Below are 16,562 nucleotides of genomic sequence, written 5' to 3'. Positions count from 1 at the left end.
GCCCCGCCTTCGCGCGGGGCCGTTTCGTTTGTGCTTCGCCCTCAATGCTGCGCGCGCAGCCGCGCCACCTCCTCCTCCAGCTCGCGGATGCGCGCGTCGCGCTCGTCCAGCGCCGCTTTCACGTCGGCGGCCTCGAAACGCTGCGGAATATGCTGCGGGCAGTTCAGATCCCACGCCGTCACCGTGAAGACGATCGCACGGTCCGCGCGCGCCTTGTAGCCGGACGGCATCAGCCGTTCGATCAAGGCCGGGTCGTCGTCGATCACGCGCGCCTCGCCCCAAATCTTGACGCGGCGCCTGCGCGCGTAATCGATCAGGAACAGATACGCCTTCGCGTTGTCGGTCAAATTGCCGAGCGTGATGTATTGCTGATTGCCGATGAAATCCGCGAACGCGATCGTGCGCGCGTCGAGCACGCGCAGGAAGCCCGGCGGCCCGCCGCGATGCTGGATGTACGGCTGGCCTTCGCTGTTCGCGGTGGCGAGGAACACGCTGCGCTGCGCCTCGACGAACGCCTCGATATCGGGCGTGAGGTCGGTGCCGAAACCGCGCTGCGTCTCCATCCGGGCATACATTTCGCGGGAACCCAGCTGCGTCTGCATCGCCTTCACGGTGGGCGTGAACGCAACGTCGCTCGGGTAAGCGTGAACGGGCGATTCCATCTTCGGCTCCTTCTGGCTGCGCGGCAGCGCGCTGGAGATACCAAGATAGGGCCTACCGTCGGCAAAGAGAATCCCGCGCGAGCGGGAATCATCCTCCCGAATTTCGGGAGGCTCGCAGCACAGAGAAAAAGCGCGCGTGCATCGTAGCTCCTTTGCGCTGCGCGAAGCGCTACCCTTGTAGCTCGCGCCGCGCCGCGCGAGTCCACTCATCGCTTCGGCCGGGGCGTTCGCCTCATCCGCCGCAGCGCATTGGCTGTTTCAGGCCGGGAGGAAAGCATGTCGAAAACGATCTGGGTCGTCGTCGCCAACCGCGTCACCGCACGCATTTTCGCGACGGATAATCCGCTCGGCGCCATCGAGGAAGTCGAGACGCTGCTTCATCCCGAAAGCCGCGTGCAGGAACAGAGCCTCGTGAGCGACCGCTCGGGCCGCACCGAGCGCTCGGGCGGGTCCGGCCGCCAGTCGAGCGACCCCGACACGCAGCATCACGAGCACGAAACCACGGTGTTCGCGGCGCAGGTCGCGGCCCTGCTCGCGAAGGCGCGCAACGACGCGCGTTACGGCACGCTCGCGCTGATCGCGCCGCCCGCGTTTCTCGGCGCGCTGCGCAAGGCGCTCGACGCGCAGACGCGCCATCTCGTCACGCTCGAACTCGACAAGGATCTCGCGCTGCTCGATCCGCGCACGCTGCGCACGCATCTGCCCGAGCGGCTCGTGCGCGCGGAAACCTGAACCTTCGCGCGTAAAAATCGCGTCGATCCCGCGCCGATCCTGCGTAATGCCCGCCTAACCCGCGAGGTGCGCGAGACAGGTGCGCACGAAGCCGATCGCGTGTTCGCCGGCCAGCATGCCTAGCAGGCCGACGAGCGCGATCGTGGGCGGCGCCGGCGACTTCACGTCGAGCAAGCTGTAGAGCAGGCCCGCAAGCGCGCCCACCGCGAACGAAACCAGATAAGCCTTCATCGTTGCGCTCCCCGCCCTTGCGTCCGGTTCATCACGTCCGTCAAGCCATGTCGATCACGACGCGTCCGCGCGTGCCCGCGGCGACCGCCGCATAGGCGTCCTTCGCGCGTTCGAGCGGATAGTGCGCCGCCACCACGGGCGCGGCGAAGCGGCCCGCGTCGAACGCTTCGGCCAGCGCGCGCATGATCGGCGCGGCGTCGGCGACGCCGAGCTTGGCGCTGTCGGCGCCCAGCAGCTGCGTTTCGTTGTGATAGAAGTCGATCAGGTCGAACTCCACGCGGCGCTTGCCCGTCGCGCTGATCTCCACCACCCGGCCGCGCCGCTTCACGAGCGAGAGCGCCAGTTCGAAAGCCACGCCGCCGACCGCGTCGTACACCACGTCCGCGCCCGCGCCGCCCGTGAGATCGCGCACGCGGCGCGCGGTGTCGGCGTCCATCGGCACGAAGGCGTCGATCAGGCGCGCCGCCGGCGAATCCGCGTCCGGCGCCTCGCGGCCGATGCCGATCACGCGCGCGCCGCGCGCCTTGGCGATCTGCGTGACCGCGCCGCCCACGCCGCCCGACACGCCGATCACGGCGATCGTTTCGCCCGCGGCCAGTTGCGCGTAATCCACGGTGCCGAGCCAGCCCACCACGAAATTCACGCCGATCGAGGCCGCCTGCGCATGCGTCAGCGACGCGGGCTTTTTCGCCAGCGCGGCCACGGGAATCTCGATGAACTCGGCGTGCGTGCCGTCGCGCGTGAAGCCGATGTCGCCGCCCGTGCCCCAGACTTCGGCGCCGAGCCATTCGTCGGGGCCGGCGACCACGACGCCGCTGAAATCGCGGCCCGGCACGCGCGGCGGCACGGTGTGATCGAAATGGCCCGAGACGTTCTTCACGTCGCTCGGATTGACCGACGCGCTTTTCACCTGGACCAGCGCGTGGCCGGCGGCGAGCTGCGGCGTCGGGAGATCGACGAATTCGAGGACGTCGGGCGTACCGAAGGTCGTGAAGCGGATGGCTTTCATGGCATGACTCCGTGAGTGCGTTCTAGCGTGAGAAGCAGTCTAGATTGCCGGGATGCCGTGATGTGGACAGATGCTTTCGAATTTCGGACAAGGCGCGCGCAAGAAAACGGCCCGCGCGATGGCGGGCCGTTTTGGCATCGTCGAGACACGCCGCTCAGAGCGCGTTCAGCGGAATCTTCAGATAGCGCACGCCGTTGGCCTCCGGCTCGGGCATGCGACCCGCGCGGATATTCACCTGGATCGACGGCAGGATCAGATTCGGCATGGCCAGCGTGCGGTCGCGCGCCGTGCGCATCTGCACGAAGGCGTCTTCGGTCACGCTGTCGTTCAGATGGATGTTGCCGCGGCGCTGCGCGGTGACCGTGGTTTCGAACGCCGGGCCGCGCGACTCGGGCGGGTAGTCGTGGCACATGAAGAGACGCGTCTCGCCGGGCAGATCGAGCAGACGGCGCACCGAGCGATAGAGCGTGTGCGCGTCGCCGCCCGGGAAGTCGCAGCGCGCCGAGCCGACGTCGGGCATGAACAGCGTGTCGCCGACGAACACCGCGTCGCCGATCTGGTAGGCAAGATCGGCGGGCGTGTGGCCGGGCACGTGCATCGCGCGCGCCGTGAGCGGACCGACGTGGAAGGTCTCGTTGTCCTTGAACAGATGATCGAACTCGCTGCCGTCGGCGGCCACCGTATCGCCGAGATTGAAGACCGTGCGGAACACGCCCTGCACCGTGCGGATGTGTTCGCCGATCGCGATCTTGCCGCCCAGTTGCTGCTTCAGATACGGCGCGCCCGAGATGTGGTCGGCGTGCGCGTGGGTTTCGAGCAGCCACTGCACGGTGAGCCCGTACTCGCGCACGAAAGCGATCACGCGGTCGGCGGAACCCGTGGACGTGCGGCCCGACTTCGGATCGTAGTCGAGCACGGGGTCGACGACCGCGCACACCGAGCCGCGCCCCGTGTGCACGACGTAGGTCACCGTGGACGTGGCGGGATCGAAGAACGGCTCGACGAGCGCCGCGGGGGACGCAGGGGTCACGGGGGCGGCAGCGATGGGGGACTCGGACATGGGTGCTCCAGACGACAAACTCGGACAGATTCGGACAACGGCGCGCAGCGGCCGGAACACGCTGCGACGCCTTCCCTTTCAAAAAATGCGACTAAAACGCGCGCGAGACTGCGGGGCGGCGTACGGGCCGACGCATTCATTCCGACAACGTCATCGCGATGCTTTATTGAAACACATATTATGAACGGATATAATGTTTTTCAACAAACTGTCAGCCTGTCCGGGACGCTGTGACGCGGCCGGGCCGACCGAACCTTGATCCGGCGCTCACCGGCGCCCATTCGCCGCACGACCATGAACTCACCGATCACTCCCGAAGCGCTCGGCGCCCTGCGCGAATCTGCCGAGAAATGCTGTGCGCTGCTCAAGGCGCTCGCGCACGAAGACCGTCTGCTGCTGCTGTGCCAGCTCACCGAAGGCGAGCGCAACGTGGGCGAGCTCGAAGCGCTCGTCGGCGTGCATCAGCCGAGTCTCTCGCAGCATCTGGGCGTGCTGCGCGAGGAAGGTCTCGTCGAGACGCGTCGCGAAGGCAAGTACATCTATTACCGCCTCGCCAGCCACGAAGTCATTCAGGTGATGCAGACGCTGTCGAGCCTCTACTGCGGCCGCCTCAAGGCGCGCCCCGCGTAAGCCGTGTGATGGCCAGGTGACGCCCATGAATATCGATCTCGCTCACTTCACGCCGCTCGCCTCGCTCGCGGGCGGTCTCATGATCGGTGCGGCGGCCGCGCTGCTCGTGCTCGGCAATGGGCGCGTGGCGGGCATCAGCGGCATCGTCGGCGGCTTGCTACGCGTACGCGATGCGGCGGGAGAGCGGGCGTGGCGGCTCGCGTTCGTCGCGGGGCTGTGCGCCGCGCCTTGGGTGTGGTGGCTCGCGCGGATGAATGTCGGCGCCACGTCGGATGCGACGTCGGGCGCGGCTTCGTCCACGACAGCCAGCGCCGCCCTGCCCGCTTCAAGCATCGCCGCAGTCATCACCGCATCGCCGCTCACGCTGATCGTCGCGGGCCTGCTCGTCGGCATCGGCACGCGTTACGGCTCGGGTTGCACGAGCGGTCATGGCGTGTGCGGCATCGCGCGCGGCTCGCTGCGTTCTTTTGCCGCAACCGGCCTCTTCATGGCCGCCGGTTTCGTCACGGTCTACGTGGCGCGGCACCTCGTCGGAGCCTGAACCATGCGCGCAATCCGCCCACTCGTCGCCCTCGCCTGCGGTCTGCTGTTCGGCCTCGGCTTGATCGTCTCGGGTATGGCGAACCCGGCCAAGGTGCTAGCCTTCCTCGACCTCGCGGGCCGCTGGGACCCGTCGCTGGCTTTCGTGATGGCCGGCGCCATTCTCGTCGCCGCACCCGCTTTCCGTTTCGCGCGCACGCGCACCGCGAGCCTGCTCGGCGCGCCCATGCAACTGCCCACCGCCACGCGCATCGATCTGCGGCTCGCCATCGGCGCGCTGCTGTTCGGCGCGGGCTGGGGTCTCGCGGGCTTCTGCCCCGGTCCCGCGCTCGTCAGCGCCGCGAGCGGTCAGCCGCGCGCGTGGCTGTTCGTGGCCGCGATGCTCGCGGGCATGGCGCTGTTCGCCGTGTTCGAGTCGCGCACCCGCCGTTCTTAATCTGCCCCACTCAGGAGTTTTCGAGTCCATGCAAATCGTGCAACACGACGCGCGCTTCGCGAGCGCCGATCAGATCTCGCCCGCCGACCTCGCCGAGATCGCGGCTGCGGGCTTTCGCTCGGTCATCTGCAACCGGCCCGACGGCGAAGGCGGCCCGACGCAACCCGCGTCCGCCGAGATCCGCGCAGCCGCAGAGCAACTCGGCCTGCAATTCGCCTGGCTGCCCGTCACGCCCGGCAAGATCGGCCCCAATGAAATCGCGCAGTTCACGCAACTGCTCGCCGACCTGCCCGCGCCCGTGCTCGCCTATTGCCGCACCGGCAATCGCGCGACCAACCTCTGGCAGTTCGCGCAGGCCAGCGCCGCCGCGCATCCGGTCGCCGAACCGGTCGCGCCCGCCGTCACGGCCACGCCCGCCTGCGACTGGAACGCGGACGAGAAAGCTTGGGACGTCGTCGTGATCGGCGGCGGTCTCGCGGGCATCTGCGTGACGTCGAGCCTGCTGCGCCGCCAGCCGAATCTACGGATCGCCATCGTCGAGCCCAACGATCATCACGACTATCAGCCGGCCTGGACGCTCGTGGGCGGCGGCGCATTCGACGTGAAGAAAACCCGCCGTCCGATGGCGAGCGTGATCCCGCGCGGCGCGACGTGGATCCGCGCCGCCGCCGAGCGCGTCGAGCCGCATGCGAACCTCGTGCGCCTCACCAACGGCGAGTCCGTGGCCTATCGCCAACTGATCGTCGCGCCGGGGCTGCGCCTCGCGTGGGAACGCATCGCCGGTCTGCAGGAAACGCTCGGCAAGAACAACGTCACCTCGAACTATCGCTACGATCTCGCGCCGTACACGTTCGAACTCGTGCAGCGCATGCAGGGCGGCACCGCGCTGTTCACGCAGCCGGGCATGCCGATCAAGTGCGCGGGCGCGCCGCAAAAGGCGATGTATCTGGCCTGCGATCACTGGATGAAGCGCGGCGTGCTCTCGAAGATCAAGGTCGAATTCGATCTCGCGGGCGCGGTGCTGTTCGGCGTGCCGACCTTCGTGCCGCCGCTCATGGAATACGTGAAGCGCTACGACGCGAAGCTCGAATTCAACGCGAACCTCGTTGCGATCGACGGCCCGGCGCGCAAGGCCACCTTCGAAGTGAAGGACGCCGACGGCAACGTCACGCGCGTGGAAAAGCGCTTCGACATGATTCACGTGGTGCCGCCGCAGGTGCCGCCCGACTTCATCCGCGACAGCGAACTCGCCGACGCCGCGGGCTGGTGCGAAGTCGATCACGCGACCTTGCAGCATCCGCGCTGGCCCAATGTGTTCTCGCTCGGCGACGTCAGCTCGACGCCCAACGCGAAGACGGGCGCGGCGGCGCGCAAGCAGGCGGTGATCGTCGCCGAAAATGTGCTGGCCGCGCGCGCGAACCAGCCGCTGCGCTATCGCTACGACGGCTACGGTTCGTGTCCGCTGACGGTCGAAAAGGGCAAGGTCGTGCTCGCGGAGTTCGGCTACGGCGGCAAGCTGCTGCCCACGTTCCCGCTCGACCCCACGCGTCCGCGCCGTCTGATGTGGTTCCTCAAGGCCAGCGTGCTGCCGCGCTTCTACTGGAGCGGCATGCTCAAGGGCCGCGAGTGGTTCACCGGCGCGGCGCACGAGTAAGCGTCGCGCTGCCTGCCGAACCTGACGTCACTTCGGAGAAGTTCCACATGGCGCATATGGATATGGTCACGCTGGTCAGCGCCGCGCTCGGCTCGGTCGTCGGCCTGATCCTCGCGCTGACGGGCGCGGGCGGCGCGATCGTCGCGGTGCCGCTGCTGGTGTTCGGGCTCGGCCTCGAAGTCGCGCAGGCCGCGCCGATCGGCCTGTTCGCGGTGGCGCTCGCGGCGGGCATCGGCGCGCTGCTCGCGCTGCGCGAAGGCAAGGTGCGCTACAAGGCCGCCGCGCTGATGGCGGTCTCGGGCGCAATCATCTCGCCCGCCGGGCTGTGGGTCGCGCATCGCGTGCCCGACGCGCCGCTCATGCTGATATTCGCGCTCGTGCTGGCGCGCGTGGCGTGGCGCATGTTTCATCAGCAACGAGCGAGGACCGACGACGACGCGCTCGATCTGCAAGGCGGCGCCGACCTGTGCGCGTCCGACCTGCCCTGCCGTCTCAACGCTGATCGCGGCAAGCTCGACTGGACCGCGCCCTGCGCGCGGGCGCTCGCGCTCTCGGGTGCGATGGCGGGCTTTCTCTCGGGTTTGCTCGGCGTGGGCGGCGGCTTCGTGATCGTGCCCGCGCTCAAGCGCGCCTCGGACATTCCGATGCAAGGCATCGTCGCGACGTCGCTGGCCGTGATCGCGCTGGTCTCGACGGCGGGCGTGGCCGCGTCGGCGGCGAGCGGCCACATGCTCTGGCTCAACGCCGTGCCGTTCGCGGCGGGCGCGCTCGTCGGCATGCTGATCGGCCGCGTGTTCGCGCGCCATGTGAGCGGCGCGCGTCTGCAGCAGTCGTTCGCGGTGTTCGCGGGATGCGTGGCCGTGGGCATGGCCGTGAAGGCCGTCCACGCGATGATGGCGGCGGGCGTGGTGTAACGCGCGCGGCTTCGGTTCAAGCGGGGCGGCTGAGTGCCGCCGCGCCGCTCATCCCTCGAAATCGAGCCCGCCGATCAGCACTTCCGGCTCGCCCTGCGTGCGCGTGGAAAAGTCCACCGGACGCGCCGTCTCCCACGAGGCCATCTTGCGCATCGTCGCGTCGAGATAATGCGCGAAGCGCGCCTCGCCGCCGGGCTCCATGAGCCGCTCGATCTCGTCGACGTCCCACGTCAAAAACACGTTCAGCGGATACGCATACGGATGGCGGTTCTCGCTCGACGTCCCCGAAAGGCGCACGCGCGTGGGATGGCCGCGGCCCGCGTTCGGCACGACCTCCACGTGCACGTCCGGCCCAAACTGCTTCGCGAGCCGCGCGGCAATGCGCGGCGCGAATTCTTCCTCGAAGCGATGGACGGCTTCGTTGCTCATGCGCGCGTGTCTCCCTGTTCGGCGAATCGCGGATGCCGCTTGTGTGCGGCTTGTCCGTGCTGTGTTCGCAGCTTGCCGAAACATCCTACCGCGACGTCAGCGCAGCAGCCAGTCGCCGTAGGATTTGCTGCCGATCAACAACACTGCGTGCACGTCTCGCGCTTCAAGCGATACCTCAAGCCGTCTCGCGCAGGCGGCGCGCCGCCAGCAAGGTGCTGCGCAGCCCTTCGAACGAATAGATCAGCAGCGCGACCCAGATCGCGCCGTATCCGAACGCGCGCACCGAGCCGAACGGCTCGCCATAGATCAGCACGCCGGTGAGCAACTGGAGCGTCGGCGTCACGTACTGAATGAGGCCGAGCATCGAAAGCGGAATGCGCCGCGCGGCCGCCGCGAACAGCAGCAGCGGCACGGCCGTGATGGGCCCCGCCGCCACCAGCAGCAGTTGCAGGCCGAGCGGCGCGCGCGCGAAATGACTCGCGCCCGCGAGGCCGATGATCGTCAGATAGATCAGCGCGACCGGAAACAGCAGCACGGTTTCGAGCGCGAGCCCTTCGAGCGCGCCGAGCTTCGCGGTCTTGCGCAAGAGCCCGTAGCCGCCGAAGGTCACCGCCAGCGCGAGGCTGATCCACGGCGGCGTGCCGTTCTGCCAGGTGAGCCAGGCCACGGCGAGCGTCGCGATGGCCACGGCGCACCATTGCAGCGGCCGCAGCCGTTCGCGCAAAAACGCATAGCCGAACACCACGTTGATCAGCGGATTGATGAAGTAGCCGAGACTCGCCTCGACGATATGCCCCGCGTTCACGGCCCAGATATAGAGCCCCCAGTTGGCCGACAGCAGCACGGCGCTCGCCGCGAAGCGCGCGAGCAGACGCCGGTCGCGCAGCGCGGGCCGCAGCCACGCCCAGTGATGACGCACCACGAGCACGCCGAGCACGAACACGAGCGACCACGCCATGCGATGCGCGAGCATTTCGAGCGCGGGAATCTGGTGCAGCGTCTTGAAGTAGACGGGAAACAGCCCCCACAGAGTGAAGGCGGAGAATGCGTACGCGATGCCGGGATTCATGATTCGTTCTGGTGTCTGACTGCGGGCCGGCCGCGAACTGTCGGCGATCGAACCGCGCTGCGAGAAGGCCGGGGCAAGCTGGCTCGCGCCCATCCGATGGACGCACTCACGCCGACGACAGGCCGACACGCGAGGTCCGGAGCGAGCGAAATATCGGCCAACCCTGCGCCGAACCGCCGGTTTTGCGACAATAGCGGATTTTCGCCGCCAGCCCTTGCCGCTGTCCAGCCTGACGACGCGCTTACGATCCCCACGCGATCGACGCCGCCGCGCCAGTCCGGACGTGATCGCGACACGGTGCGAAGCGTCATAGCCCAGGCAGTCAGGCCACTTTAGTCCGCGATAGTCCGCGCCGTCCGCGATGCCCCTACCCCATATCGATCTGCTGTATTCCGTCTCCGGCCTCGCAGTTGGCTTTCTGGTCGGCCTGACCGGCGTGGGCGGCGGCTCGCTGATGACGCCGATCCTCGTCCTGCTGTTCAACGTGCACCCCGCGACCGCCGTCGGCACCGACCTGCTTTACGCGGCGGCGACCAAATCGGCGGGCACGCTCGTGCACGGCCTCAAGGGATCGGTGGACTGGCGCGTGACGCTGCGGCTCGCGGCCGGCAGCGTGCCCGCCGCGACCATCACGCTGATCCTGCTGCACCGCTTCGGCATGGATACGCCGCGCGCCGGGCATCTGATCCAGTCGGTGCTCGGGGCGGCGCTGCTCATCACGGCTGTCGCGCTGATCTTCCGGCCGCAGCTCGCGGCGTTCGCCTCGCGCCATCGCCATGCGCCGGGCGAAGCGCGCACGCTGTTCTTCACCGTGCTCACGGGCGCGGTGCTCGGCGTGCTGGTCTCGATGACTTCGGTGGGCGCCGGCGCGATCGGCGTGACGGTGCTGCTGCTGCTCTATCCCGCGCTGCCGACGGTGCGCATCGTCGGCTCCGACGTCGCGCATGCGGTGCCGCTCACGCTGCTCGCGGGCGCGGGGCACTGGCTGCTCGGCTCGATCGACTGGTCGATGCTGCTCTCGCTGCTGTGCGGCTCGCTGCCGGGTATCGCGATCGGCAGCATGCTGTCGTCGCGCGCGCCCGAGAAGCTGCTGCGCGTGCTGCTCGCGGCCACGCTGACGCTGGTCGGCGTGCGCCTCGTGCTGGCCTGAGCGCCGCGCGGCTGAATTCGGCCTCGCGCGATTCAGCGTGGCGCGATTCACATAGCGAAACCGGCGCGCCGCGCCTCAGCGGCGCGCGCGCCACGACCCGCCGGCGCGCGCCATCGGCGTACCCGGCATGCCCCCGGCCAGAAGCCGCTTCAGCCGCTTCAGGCGGATTCAGCCCGCGTCAGAGATACGGCGCCTGGCGAAAAAACCGCCCGTTCAGATCGACCTCGAATTGACGCAGCCACTGCCCGCGCGCATCGATGCGATACGCCTGGGCCCAGGCGCCGCGCCGCACGACGAGGAGTTCGCCGTGCTCGGGATCGTCGGGATCGGTTTCGCCGCGCACGTCGAAATGGATGGGCGCAAAGCCATGCCGCGCACAGGCCAGCTCGAACGCGGCCCGGTCGATCAGCGGCAAATCGGTATAGGTATGGATAGTCATGACAGTTACCTGCAATGAGTCCGCGCACGATCCACGGATAGCATGACCGGGACCTGCGCACTTCCAACATATACCGCCAATTGCGCGTCCGCTGTGTGTCAGTCCGCACTTGCGCGCGCGCTTTTCCTCGCGCGCTGGAAATAGTCCGATAAAAGCGAGCCGATAAACGCAGGCCGAAAACCGCGGACGATGAAAGCACCCCAAAAAAACAAAACGGGCTCCGGCGCGATGCCGGAGCCCGTTCGTGCCGCCCGCGCGCCCGGCGGTGCTGCCGGAGGCGCGAGTGATCGGCTTACGACTTTATTGCTGCATGACCGTCAGCTTGTTCGTCACCGACTTCACGCCCGCCACGCCTTGCGCGACCTGGCCGGCCTGATCGATCTGGTCCTGCGACGGCACCGAGCCGGTCAGCGTAACCGCGCCGCTACGCGAGCGCACCGTGATGTTCGACACGTCGATGCCCTGCGCCTTCGAAAGCGCCTTGCGCACCGTGTAGCCCAGCTTGCGGTCGGCCTTCTTGCCGGCCGGAGCGGCCTTCGTGGTCGTGGCGGCAGCCGCGCCGCTCGCTGCCGAGTTGTCCTGCGCGTACACGCTGCACGCCACCGTCACGCAAGCGACTGCGGCCAGGGTCTTCAGAATAGCGACCGATTTCATGTTCTCTCCTTGTTGCTATCGCGTAAGTACTTCTCTCGTTGCTTCGCTCATTGCTTCGCCCAATGCTTAGCTCCGTAGCGAGGATGGACCGCTTCGGCCGACGGCAGACGGCGCATGCGCCGTCTGCCGGTCGCGCACCGGCGGCTTCGTTACGACACCCGCGGGCAGCCGCCGGAGGCGCCTTCGAGGGCGCGCGCGACGACATAGCCGTGGTCTGGCCACGCTGATGCGAGAGAGTGCGAGAGGCTGGAATGGGCACGGTGCGCTGGGCGGGGGCGGGATCGGTCGATCCACCCTGACGCGCCCTGGCCGCGTACCTCGTTATTGTCTTTTGTTCGTTTTGTTCTGTGTCTCGCGGCGAACGGCAAGGGCCGCCGCGGCGCTCCACAATTTAGCCTGGGCGCGGCGCGAGCGCAAAGGATTTAAGGGCGCGGCGCGGCTTGCGCGCCACGGCAACCGCGCGGCACGCTCACGGCAACCTGTTAGCCGCCGCAACGGCGATTCTCATGTACCATCGGCGGGCGGACCGGCCGCGAACGGCCCGGGCGGACCGCCCGCCCGAAACGGCCGACGCAGCGAGCGCGCCGGGCGCACTGAGCACAGCGCGCGCCGACCGTGCAGACGCCACGTCCGCGCACGTGCACCGGCGTCCGACTACCCGGCTCGCATCGCCCGCCCCACGAACCTCCGAGGCCCGCCTTTCCCCGATGAAGTCCCCCACCGGCCGCAAACCTCCTCCCCGTCTCGTCGCGCGTTTCGTGGCGATTTCGTGGCGCGACCTGGCCGTCTCCTTCGGTCCCATCCTGCTCGTGAGTGTGGCCGCCATCTGGCTCGCCGTGCGCCTGATCCAGCCCGCGCCGCCCAGCACGCTCACCATGAGCGCCGGCCCCAAGGGCAGCACGTTCTGGAACGCCGCGCAGAAGTACAAGGCGATCCTCGCGCGCAACCGCATCACGCTGAACGTGCTGGAGTCGGAAGGCTCCGCGCAGAACCTGCAGCGGCTCGCCGATCCGGCTTCGCACGTCGACGTCGCCTTCGTGCAGGACGGCCTCGCCAGCAAGGTGCCCGACCGGCTCGTCTCGCTCGGCAGCGTCGCCTACGTGCCGCTCGCGGTGTTCTATCACGGGCCGCCCGTCACGCGGCTGTCGCAGTTCGAAGGCGAGCGCCTCGCCATCGGCGCGGAGGGCAGCGGCACGCGCGAACTCGCGCTGACGCTGCTCAAGGCCAACGGCATCGTGCCCGGCGGCAAGACGCAGTTGCTGCCGCTCTCCGGCGACGACGCCGCCCGCGCGCTCGTCGAAGGCAAGATCGACGCGGCTTTCCTGACCGGCGACTCCGCGCAGCCGCCCGTCATGGGCCGCCTGATGCGCATGCCGGGGGTGCGCTTTTTCGACTTCACCCAGGCCGATGCCTACGCGCGTCGCTTTCCCTACCTCACGGCGATCACGATCCCGATGGGCGCGTTCGATTTCGGCCGCAACCTGCCGCCGCATCCGTTGCAGTTCATCGCGCCGACGGCCGAACTGGTCGCGCGCGACTCGCTGCATCCGGCGCTGTCCGATCTGCTCGTCGATGCAGCCAAGGAAGTGCACGGCCGCTCGACGCTGCTCCAGCGCGCCGGCGAATTCCCGGCGCCGCGCGCCCAGGACTTCCCGATCAGCGACGACGCCGCGCGCTACTACAAATCGGGCAAGGGCTTCCTCTACCGCGTGCTGCCGTTCTGGCTCGCGAGCCTCGCCGACCGCCTGCTGGTGGTGCTGGTGCCGATCATCGTCGTGCTGATTCCGGGGCTGCGGCTCGTGCCCGGCCTCTACGCCTGGCGGGTAAAATCGCGCATCTACCGCTGGTATGGCTCGCTGATCGCGCTGGAACGCGCCGCGCTCGCCGACAACTCGCCCGCCGAGCGGCGCACGCTGCTGCGCCAGCTCGACACCATCGAGGAATCGGTCAACGGCATGAAGATGCCGCTCGCGTATGCGGATCAGTTCTACGTGCTGCGCGAGCACATCGGCTTTGTGCGCTCGCGGCTGTCGCCCGCCCGCGAGGGCGGCGCGGCGCGCGGTGAGCATGGCGCGAGCGGTCTGGACGGATTCGGCACAATCGGCGGATTTGGCGGTATGAGCGGCGCGCCCGAGAACGCCGAAGTCGATACGGGCGACGCGATGGACGAACGCGTCGCCGAAGAAGCGTCCGAGGCGAAGGAAGCCGGCGCGGAAGCGAACACGGAAGCGAACACGGAAGCGAACACGGAAGCGAACACGGAAGATAACGCGGGAGCGAACGTGGAAGACAAGGCAGAAACACGCAACGAAACACGCGGCGCCTGACACCGCCCGCGCAGAAATTGCAGCACGCAGCACCGAATACGATCGATACTCAAACGACGGGTCGCCGCTGCGGCCCGCATGAAAGCCCATAGCGGAGGAACAGCATGATCAGCGGCATCGACGCCAGCCAGCCAGCCTGGTTCTACGACTTCGTGTCGCCGTTTTCGTATCTGCTGCTGGAGCAGTACGACAAGTGGCCGGGCTTCGACTTCGCGCCGACGCCGGTCCTGCTCACCGACCTGCACCGCCATTGGGGCCAGCCGCTCGGCGCATCGATTCCGGCCAAGCGCATCTTCACGTACCGTCACGCGCTGTTCCGCGCCGAACAATTGGGCATTCCGTTCAAGATGCCACCCGCGCATCCGTTCGACTCGGTCAAGCCGATGCTGCTCGCCATCGCGGCGGGCGGCGACTTCGCCTGCGTGCGCGAGATCTTCCGCTTCATCTGGCGCGAAGGCCGCGACCCGTCGACCGAGGAAGGCTTCGAGCAATTGTGCGAGCGCGTGGGCATCGCGCACGGCGAGGCGCTGATCGAGGAAGAAGCGGTGCGCGCGCAACTGCGCCGCAACACCAACGACGCGATCTCGATGGGCGTGTTCGGCGTGCCCACGTTCTGGATGAACAAGCAGCTGTTCTGGGGCGAAGACGCGCTGCCGATGGTGCTCTACTGCGCGCGCACGCCGAACTGGCTCGACTCGCGCGAGGTCAAGCGCATCAGCGCGCTGCCTTCGGGTTTGCCGAAGCCGGAAAAGGCCTGAAAACCTGCGGCGCACGCGGGCGAGCGACGCCCAAGCAACGTATAAGCAACGTATAAACCACGTCCGCCGCCCGCGCTGATCCCCGCCATACCGCGCGCCCTATGGCCAGCGCGCGCGCCGCGGCTTAAGGTTATGCCTGACGCCGTGCGCACGAAGCGCGGCGCGTGCGCGCTCACTGCGTTCCCCGCGTTCCCGCTTTCATCGCCATGGACGACTCTGCCCTTTCCCTCGATATCTGGCTCGTGCGCGTGCTGCGCACGCTGCTGGTCGAGCGCAGCGTCACCCAGGCCGCGCTGCGGCTGAACCAGACGCAGCCCGCCATCAGCACCGCGCTGCGGCGGCTGCGCGAAGTGCTCGGCGACCCGATCCTCGTGCGCGGCAAGGCCGGCATGGTGCCGACGGAATACGGCGAGTCGCTGCTGCAATACGCCCAGCGCGTGCTGCGCGACGTCGATTTCGTCGCCACGCCGCACGGCGAATTCGATCCGCTGCGCTCGAAGCGCACGTTTCGCCTCGCCGCGCCCGACTATCTCAACGACTTCTTCATGCCGACGCTGATCGCGCGTTTTCGCGAAGCGGCGCCCGCCGCACGGCTGGAGATCCTCTCGCTTTCGCCGACGCTCGACCATCACGCCGCGCTCGACGCGGGCGAACTCGACATCGTGATCGGCAACTGGCCGAAGCCCGATCCGCGTTTCGCGCGCAGCGACCTGTTCGCCGACAAGATCGTCTGCCTGATGCGCGCCGACCACCCGCTCGCCCACGCGCCGCTCTCGCGCGAGGACTACCTGGCGGCGGGCCATCTCGCGCCCACGCCCTACACCGGCGCGAACGCGAGCCCCGTGGAGCTGGGTTTCGCGAAGGCGCGCGCGCATCGCCACATCGTCGCGACGCTGCCGTATTTCGGCCTCGTGCCGCAAGTGCTGCTGCAATCGGATCTGATCTTCACGACCACGCGCCGCTTCGCGCTGCACTACGCGGGCATGCTGCCGCTCGCGGTGGTGGAGCCGCCGTTCGCGTTTCCGCGCATCCGCTGCTATCAGATGTGGCATCCGCAACCGGACCGTCCTAGCGACGTGGGCTGGCTGCGCGAGTTGATCGATGCCGTCTCGGTGTCGTTGACGGTGCCCGCGCGCAAGCGGCGCGCGAAGCAGGACACGGCCTCGAAAGCCGCCATCTGACGCCGCAAAAACAAAAAAGCCGGACAACAACGTCCGGCTTTTTCAAGCTTCCGCAAGCGTGCGCGCTACGCCCGCGCGAATCCGCTCTCCTGCGCATGCCGATGAACGTCGAGCGGCATCACCACGCGCAACTGCATCAACTGCGCGGCCACGGCCACCGCAATCGATGACGGCGCCTTGTCGACGATTCCCGTCACACCGATCGGGCAAGTGATCTCGTCCATGCGCTCGCGCGCGATGCCGCGCTCGGCCAGACGCCGCTCGAACTTCACGCGCTTGGTTTTCGAGCCGATCAGCCCGAACCACGCGAAATCGCGCCGCTTCATGATGCGCAGCGACAGCTCGAAATCGAGCGCGTGATTGTGCGTCATCACGATGAAGTATGCGCCCGGCGACGCGCTGTCGACGATCGCCGCGGGCGTGTCGGTGGCCTCGACCTGCACGTTGGCGGGCACTTCGTCGGGGAACAGTTCGTCGCGCTCGTCGACCCATTGCACCACGCACGGCAGCATGCCGAGCAGCGTCACCAGCGCGTGGCCCACGTGCCCCGCGCCGAACAGCACGACGTGCATCGGCCCGTATTGCGGCACCGGCGTGCTGCGCCGGCCGATCACGACGCGCCCCGTCGCATCCACGCGCACACAATGATTCGGATGACTGATCATGTTGCGTTTCCCTCGCTGATCC

19 protein-coding genes are annotated in these 16,562 nt (G+C 68.1%); 10 read left to right on the top strand and 9 right to left on the bottom strand.

The features are described 5' to 3' along the window. Window positions 1-41: 41 nt before the first annotated feature. On the bottom strand, window positions 42-662 hold the full coding sequence (locus G5S35_RS02830) for a pyridoxamine 5'-phosphate oxidase family protein (protein WP_183038554.1): 621 nt from the start codon (window positions 660-662) through the stop codon (window positions 42-44). 276 nt (window positions 663-938) lie between these two features. On the opposite strand from G5S35_RS02830, the gene G5S35_RS02825 reads away from it, so the two are divergent. Further along, window positions 939-1,394 (top strand): host attachment protein, encoded by a 456-nt coding sequence (locus G5S35_RS02825; protein ID WP_065057224.1) that lies wholly within the window; start codon window positions 939-941, stop codon window positions 1,392-1,394. A 54-nt stretch (window positions 1,395-1,448) separates the two neighbouring features. On the opposite strand, the gene G5S35_RS02820 is transcribed toward G5S35_RS02825, so the two are convergent. From G5S35_RS02820 to G5S35_RS02810, 3 genes are all read right to left on the bottom strand, one after another. Continuing rightward, window positions 1,449-1,625, bottom strand: coding sequence for a DUF1427 family protein (locus tag G5S35_RS02820; protein ID WP_065057223.1), 177 nt, complete (start codon window positions 1,623-1,625; stop codon window positions 1,449-1,451). A 40-nt stretch (window positions 1,626-1,665) separates the two neighbouring features. Next, on the bottom strand, window positions 1,666-2,634 hold the full coding sequence (locus G5S35_RS02815) for a quinone oxidoreductase family protein (protein ID WP_183038553.1): 969 nt from the start codon (window positions 2,632-2,634) through the stop codon (window positions 1,666-1,668). A 154-nt stretch (window positions 2,635-2,788) separates the two neighbouring features. Further along, window positions 2,789-3,694 carry an MBL fold metallo-hydrolase gene (locus tag G5S35_RS02810; protein ID WP_065057221.1) on the bottom strand — a complete coding sequence of 302 codons (906 nt, stop codon included), beginning with the start codon at window positions 3,692-3,694 and terminating at the stop codon, window positions 2,789-2,791. Window positions 3,695-3,988: 294 nt separating this feature from the next. On the opposite strand from G5S35_RS02810, the gene G5S35_RS02805 reads away from it, so the two are divergent. Genes G5S35_RS02805 through G5S35_RS02785 form a run of 5 tightly spaced genes read left to right on the top strand, consistent with a single transcriptional unit; the run spans window position 3,989 to window position 7,868 of the window. After that, the gene (locus G5S35_RS02805) at window positions 3,989-4,324 is read left to right on the top strand and encodes an ArsR/SmtB family transcription factor (protein WP_065057220.1); all 336 of its coding nucleotides are present in this window, start codon (window positions 3,989-3,991) and stop codon (window positions 4,322-4,324) included. A 25-nt stretch (window positions 4,325-4,349) separates the two neighbouring features. Next, the gene (locus tag G5S35_RS02800; RefSeq protein ID WP_065057219.1) at window positions 4,350-4,865 is read left to right on the top strand and encodes a YeeE/YedE family protein; all 516 of its coding nucleotides are present in this window, start codon (window positions 4,350-4,352) and stop codon (window positions 4,863-4,865) included. A 3-nt stretch (window positions 4,866-4,868) separates the two neighbouring features. Further along, window positions 4,869-5,300, top strand: a complete 432-nt coding sequence (locus G5S35_RS02795; RefSeq protein ID WP_183038552.1) for a YeeE/YedE family protein — start codon at window positions 4,869-4,871, stop codon at window positions 5,298-5,300. A gap of 28 nt (window positions 5,301-5,328) precedes the next feature. Further along, a complete protein-coding gene (locus tag G5S35_RS02790) occupies window positions 5,329-6,954 on the top strand; it encodes a bifunctional protein tyrosine phosphatase family protein/NAD(P)/FAD-dependent oxidoreductase (RefSeq protein WP_082991592.1) in 1,626 nt (541 codons plus the stop codon). A gap of 56 nt (window positions 6,955-7,010) precedes the next feature. Continuing rightward, entirely contained in the window at window positions 7,011-7,868 is an 858-nt protein-coding gene (locus G5S35_RS02785; RefSeq protein WP_373681570.1) for a sulfite exporter TauE/SafE family protein, read from the top strand. A 48-nt stretch (window positions 7,869-7,916) separates the two neighbouring features. On the opposite strand, the gene G5S35_RS02780 is transcribed toward G5S35_RS02785, so the two are convergent. Beyond that, entirely contained in the window at window positions 7,917-8,297 is a 381-nt protein-coding gene (locus G5S35_RS02780) for a DUF5594 family protein (protein ID WP_065057216.1), read from the bottom strand. 175 nt (window positions 8,298-8,472) lie between these two features. Then, a complete protein-coding gene (gene rarD / locus G5S35_RS02775; protein WP_074981653.1) occupies window positions 8,473-9,366 on the bottom strand; it encodes an EamA family transporter RarD in 894 nt (297 codons plus the stop codon). A gap of 361 nt (window positions 9,367-9,727) precedes the next feature. On the opposite strand from rarD, the gene G5S35_RS02770 reads away from it, so the two are divergent. Continuing rightward, the gene (locus G5S35_RS02770; protein ID WP_183038551.1) at window positions 9,728-10,516 is read left to right on the top strand and encodes a sulfite exporter TauE/SafE family protein; all 789 of its coding nucleotides are present in this window, start codon (window positions 9,728-9,730) and stop codon (window positions 10,514-10,516) included. 178 nt (window positions 10,517-10,694) lie between these two features. Here the strand turns inward: G5S35_RS02770 and G5S35_RS02765 are convergent, their stop codons facing one another. Beyond that, complete coding sequence (locus tag G5S35_RS02765) at window positions 10,695-10,955, bottom strand: hypothetical protein (protein WP_065057213.1); 261 nt, start codon at window positions 10,953-10,955, stop codon at window positions 10,695-10,697. A 300-nt stretch (window positions 10,956-11,255) separates the two neighbouring features. Continuing rightward, a complete protein-coding gene (locus tag G5S35_RS02760; RefSeq protein ID WP_065057212.1) occupies window positions 11,256-11,609 on the bottom strand; it encodes a BON domain-containing protein in 354 nt (117 codons plus the stop codon). Between the two features lie 707 nt (window positions 11,610-12,316). Between G5S35_RS02760 and G5S35_RS02755 the strand changes: the two genes are divergently transcribed. The 3 genes from G5S35_RS02755 (at window position 12,317) to G5S35_RS02745 (ending at window position 15,875) form a co-directional block, all read left to right on the top strand. After that, window positions 12,317-13,936: a TAXI family TRAP transporter solute-binding subunit gene (locus G5S35_RS02755; RefSeq protein ID WP_183038550.1), complete on the top strand. Its 1,620-nt coding sequence runs from the start codon at window positions 12,317-12,319 to the stop codon at window positions 13,934-13,936. A gap of 104 nt (window positions 13,937-14,040) precedes the next feature. Then, a complete protein-coding gene (locus G5S35_RS02750) occupies window positions 14,041-14,694 on the top strand; it encodes a 2-hydroxychromene-2-carboxylate isomerase (protein WP_065057211.1) in 654 nt (217 codons plus the stop codon). A 206-nt stretch (window positions 14,695-14,900) separates the two neighbouring features. Continuing rightward, the gene (locus G5S35_RS02745) at window positions 14,901-15,875 is read left to right on the top strand and encodes a LysR family transcriptional regulator (protein WP_065057210.1); all 975 of its coding nucleotides are present in this window, start codon (window positions 14,901-14,903) and stop codon (window positions 15,873-15,875) included. A 65-nt stretch (window positions 15,876-15,940) separates the two neighbouring features. Here the strand turns inward: G5S35_RS02745 and xdhC are convergent, their stop codons facing one another. After that, window positions 15,941-16,540, bottom strand: a complete 600-nt coding sequence (gene xdhC, locus G5S35_RS02740) for a xanthine dehydrogenase accessory protein XdhC (protein ID WP_183038549.1) — start codon at window positions 16,538-16,540, stop codon at window positions 15,941-15,943. Window positions 16,541-16,562: the final 22 nt, after the last annotated feature.

The organism is Paraburkholderia tropica, from assembly GCF_014171495.1.
GTDB classification, from domain to species: Bacteria; Pseudomonadota; Gammaproteobacteria; order Burkholderiales; family Burkholderiaceae; genus Paraburkholderia; species Paraburkholderia tropica.
This window is presented reverse-complemented; position numbering and strand designations above follow the sequence as displayed.

What these genes read in the sequence shown, in the direction of transcription:
- G5S35_RS02830 (WP_183038554.1), bottom strand. Translation starts at nt 662, where the DNA reads ATGGAATCGCCCGTTCACGCTTACCCGAGCGACGTTGCGTTCACGCCC.
- G5S35_RS02825 (WP_065057224.1), top strand. Translation starts at nt 939, where the DNA reads ATGTCGAAAACGATCTGGGTCGTCGTCGCCAACCGCGTCACCGCACGC.
- G5S35_RS02820 (WP_065057223.1), bottom strand. Translation starts at nt 1,625, where the DNA reads ATGAAGGCTTATCTGGTTTCGTTCGCGGTGGGCGCGCTTGCGGGCCTG.
- G5S35_RS02815 (WP_183038553.1), bottom strand. Translation starts at nt 2,634, where the DNA reads ATGAAAGCCATCCGCTTCACGACCTTCGGTACGCCCGACGTCCTCGAA.
- G5S35_RS02810 (WP_065057221.1), bottom strand. Translation starts at nt 3,694, where the DNA reads ATGTCCGAGTCCCCCATCGCTGCCGCCCCCGTGACCCCTGCGTCCCCC.
- G5S35_RS02805 (WP_065057220.1), top strand. Translation starts at nt 3,989, where the DNA reads ATGAACTCACCGATCACTCCCGAAGCGCTCGGCGCCCTGCGCGAATCT.
- G5S35_RS02800 (WP_065057219.1), top strand. Translation starts at nt 4,350, where the DNA reads ATGAATATCGATCTCGCTCACTTCACGCCGCTCGCCTCGCTCGCGGGC.
- G5S35_RS02795 (WP_183038552.1), top strand. Translation starts at nt 4,869, where the DNA reads ATGCGCGCAATCCGCCCACTCGTCGCCCTCGCCTGCGGTCTGCTGTTC.
- G5S35_RS02790 (WP_082991592.1), top strand. Translation starts at nt 5,329, where the DNA reads ATGCAAATCGTGCAACACGACGCGCGCTTCGCGAGCGCCGATCAGATC.
- G5S35_RS02785 (WP_373681570.1), top strand. Translation starts at nt 7,011, where the DNA reads ATGGATATGGTCACGCTGGTCAGCGCCGCGCTCGGCTCGGTCGTCGGC.
- G5S35_RS02780 (WP_065057216.1), bottom strand. Translation starts at nt 8,297, where the DNA reads ATGAGCAACGAAGCCGTCCATCGCTTCGAGGAAGAATTCGCGCCGCGC.
- rarD (WP_074981653.1), bottom strand. Translation starts at nt 9,366, where the DNA reads ATGAATCCCGGCATCGCGTACGCATTCTCCGCCTTCACTCTGTGGGGG.
- G5S35_RS02770 (WP_183038551.1), top strand. Translation starts at nt 9,728, where the DNA reads ATGCCCCTACCCCATATCGATCTGCTGTATTCCGTCTCCGGCCTCGCA.
- G5S35_RS02765 (WP_065057213.1), bottom strand. Translation starts at nt 10,955, where the DNA reads ATGACTATCCATACCTATACCGATTTGCCGCTGATCGACCGGGCCGCG.
- G5S35_RS02760 (WP_065057212.1), bottom strand. Translation starts at nt 11,609, where the DNA reads ATGAAATCGGTCGCTATTCTGAAGACCCTGGCCGCAGTCGCTTGCGTG.
- G5S35_RS02755 (WP_183038550.1), top strand. Translation starts at nt 12,317, where the DNA reads ATGAAGTCCCCCACCGGCCGCAAACCTCCTCCCCGTCTCGTCGCGCGT.
- G5S35_RS02750 (WP_065057211.1), top strand. Translation starts at nt 14,041, where the DNA reads ATGATCAGCGGCATCGACGCCAGCCAGCCAGCCTGGTTCTACGACTTC.
- G5S35_RS02745 (WP_065057210.1), top strand. Translation starts at nt 14,901, where the DNA reads ATGGACGACTCTGCCCTTTCCCTCGATATCTGGCTCGTGCGCGTGCTG.
- xdhC (WP_183038549.1), bottom strand. Translation starts at nt 16,540, where the DNA reads ATGATCAGTCATCCGAATCATTGTGTGCGCGTGGATGCGACGGGGCGC.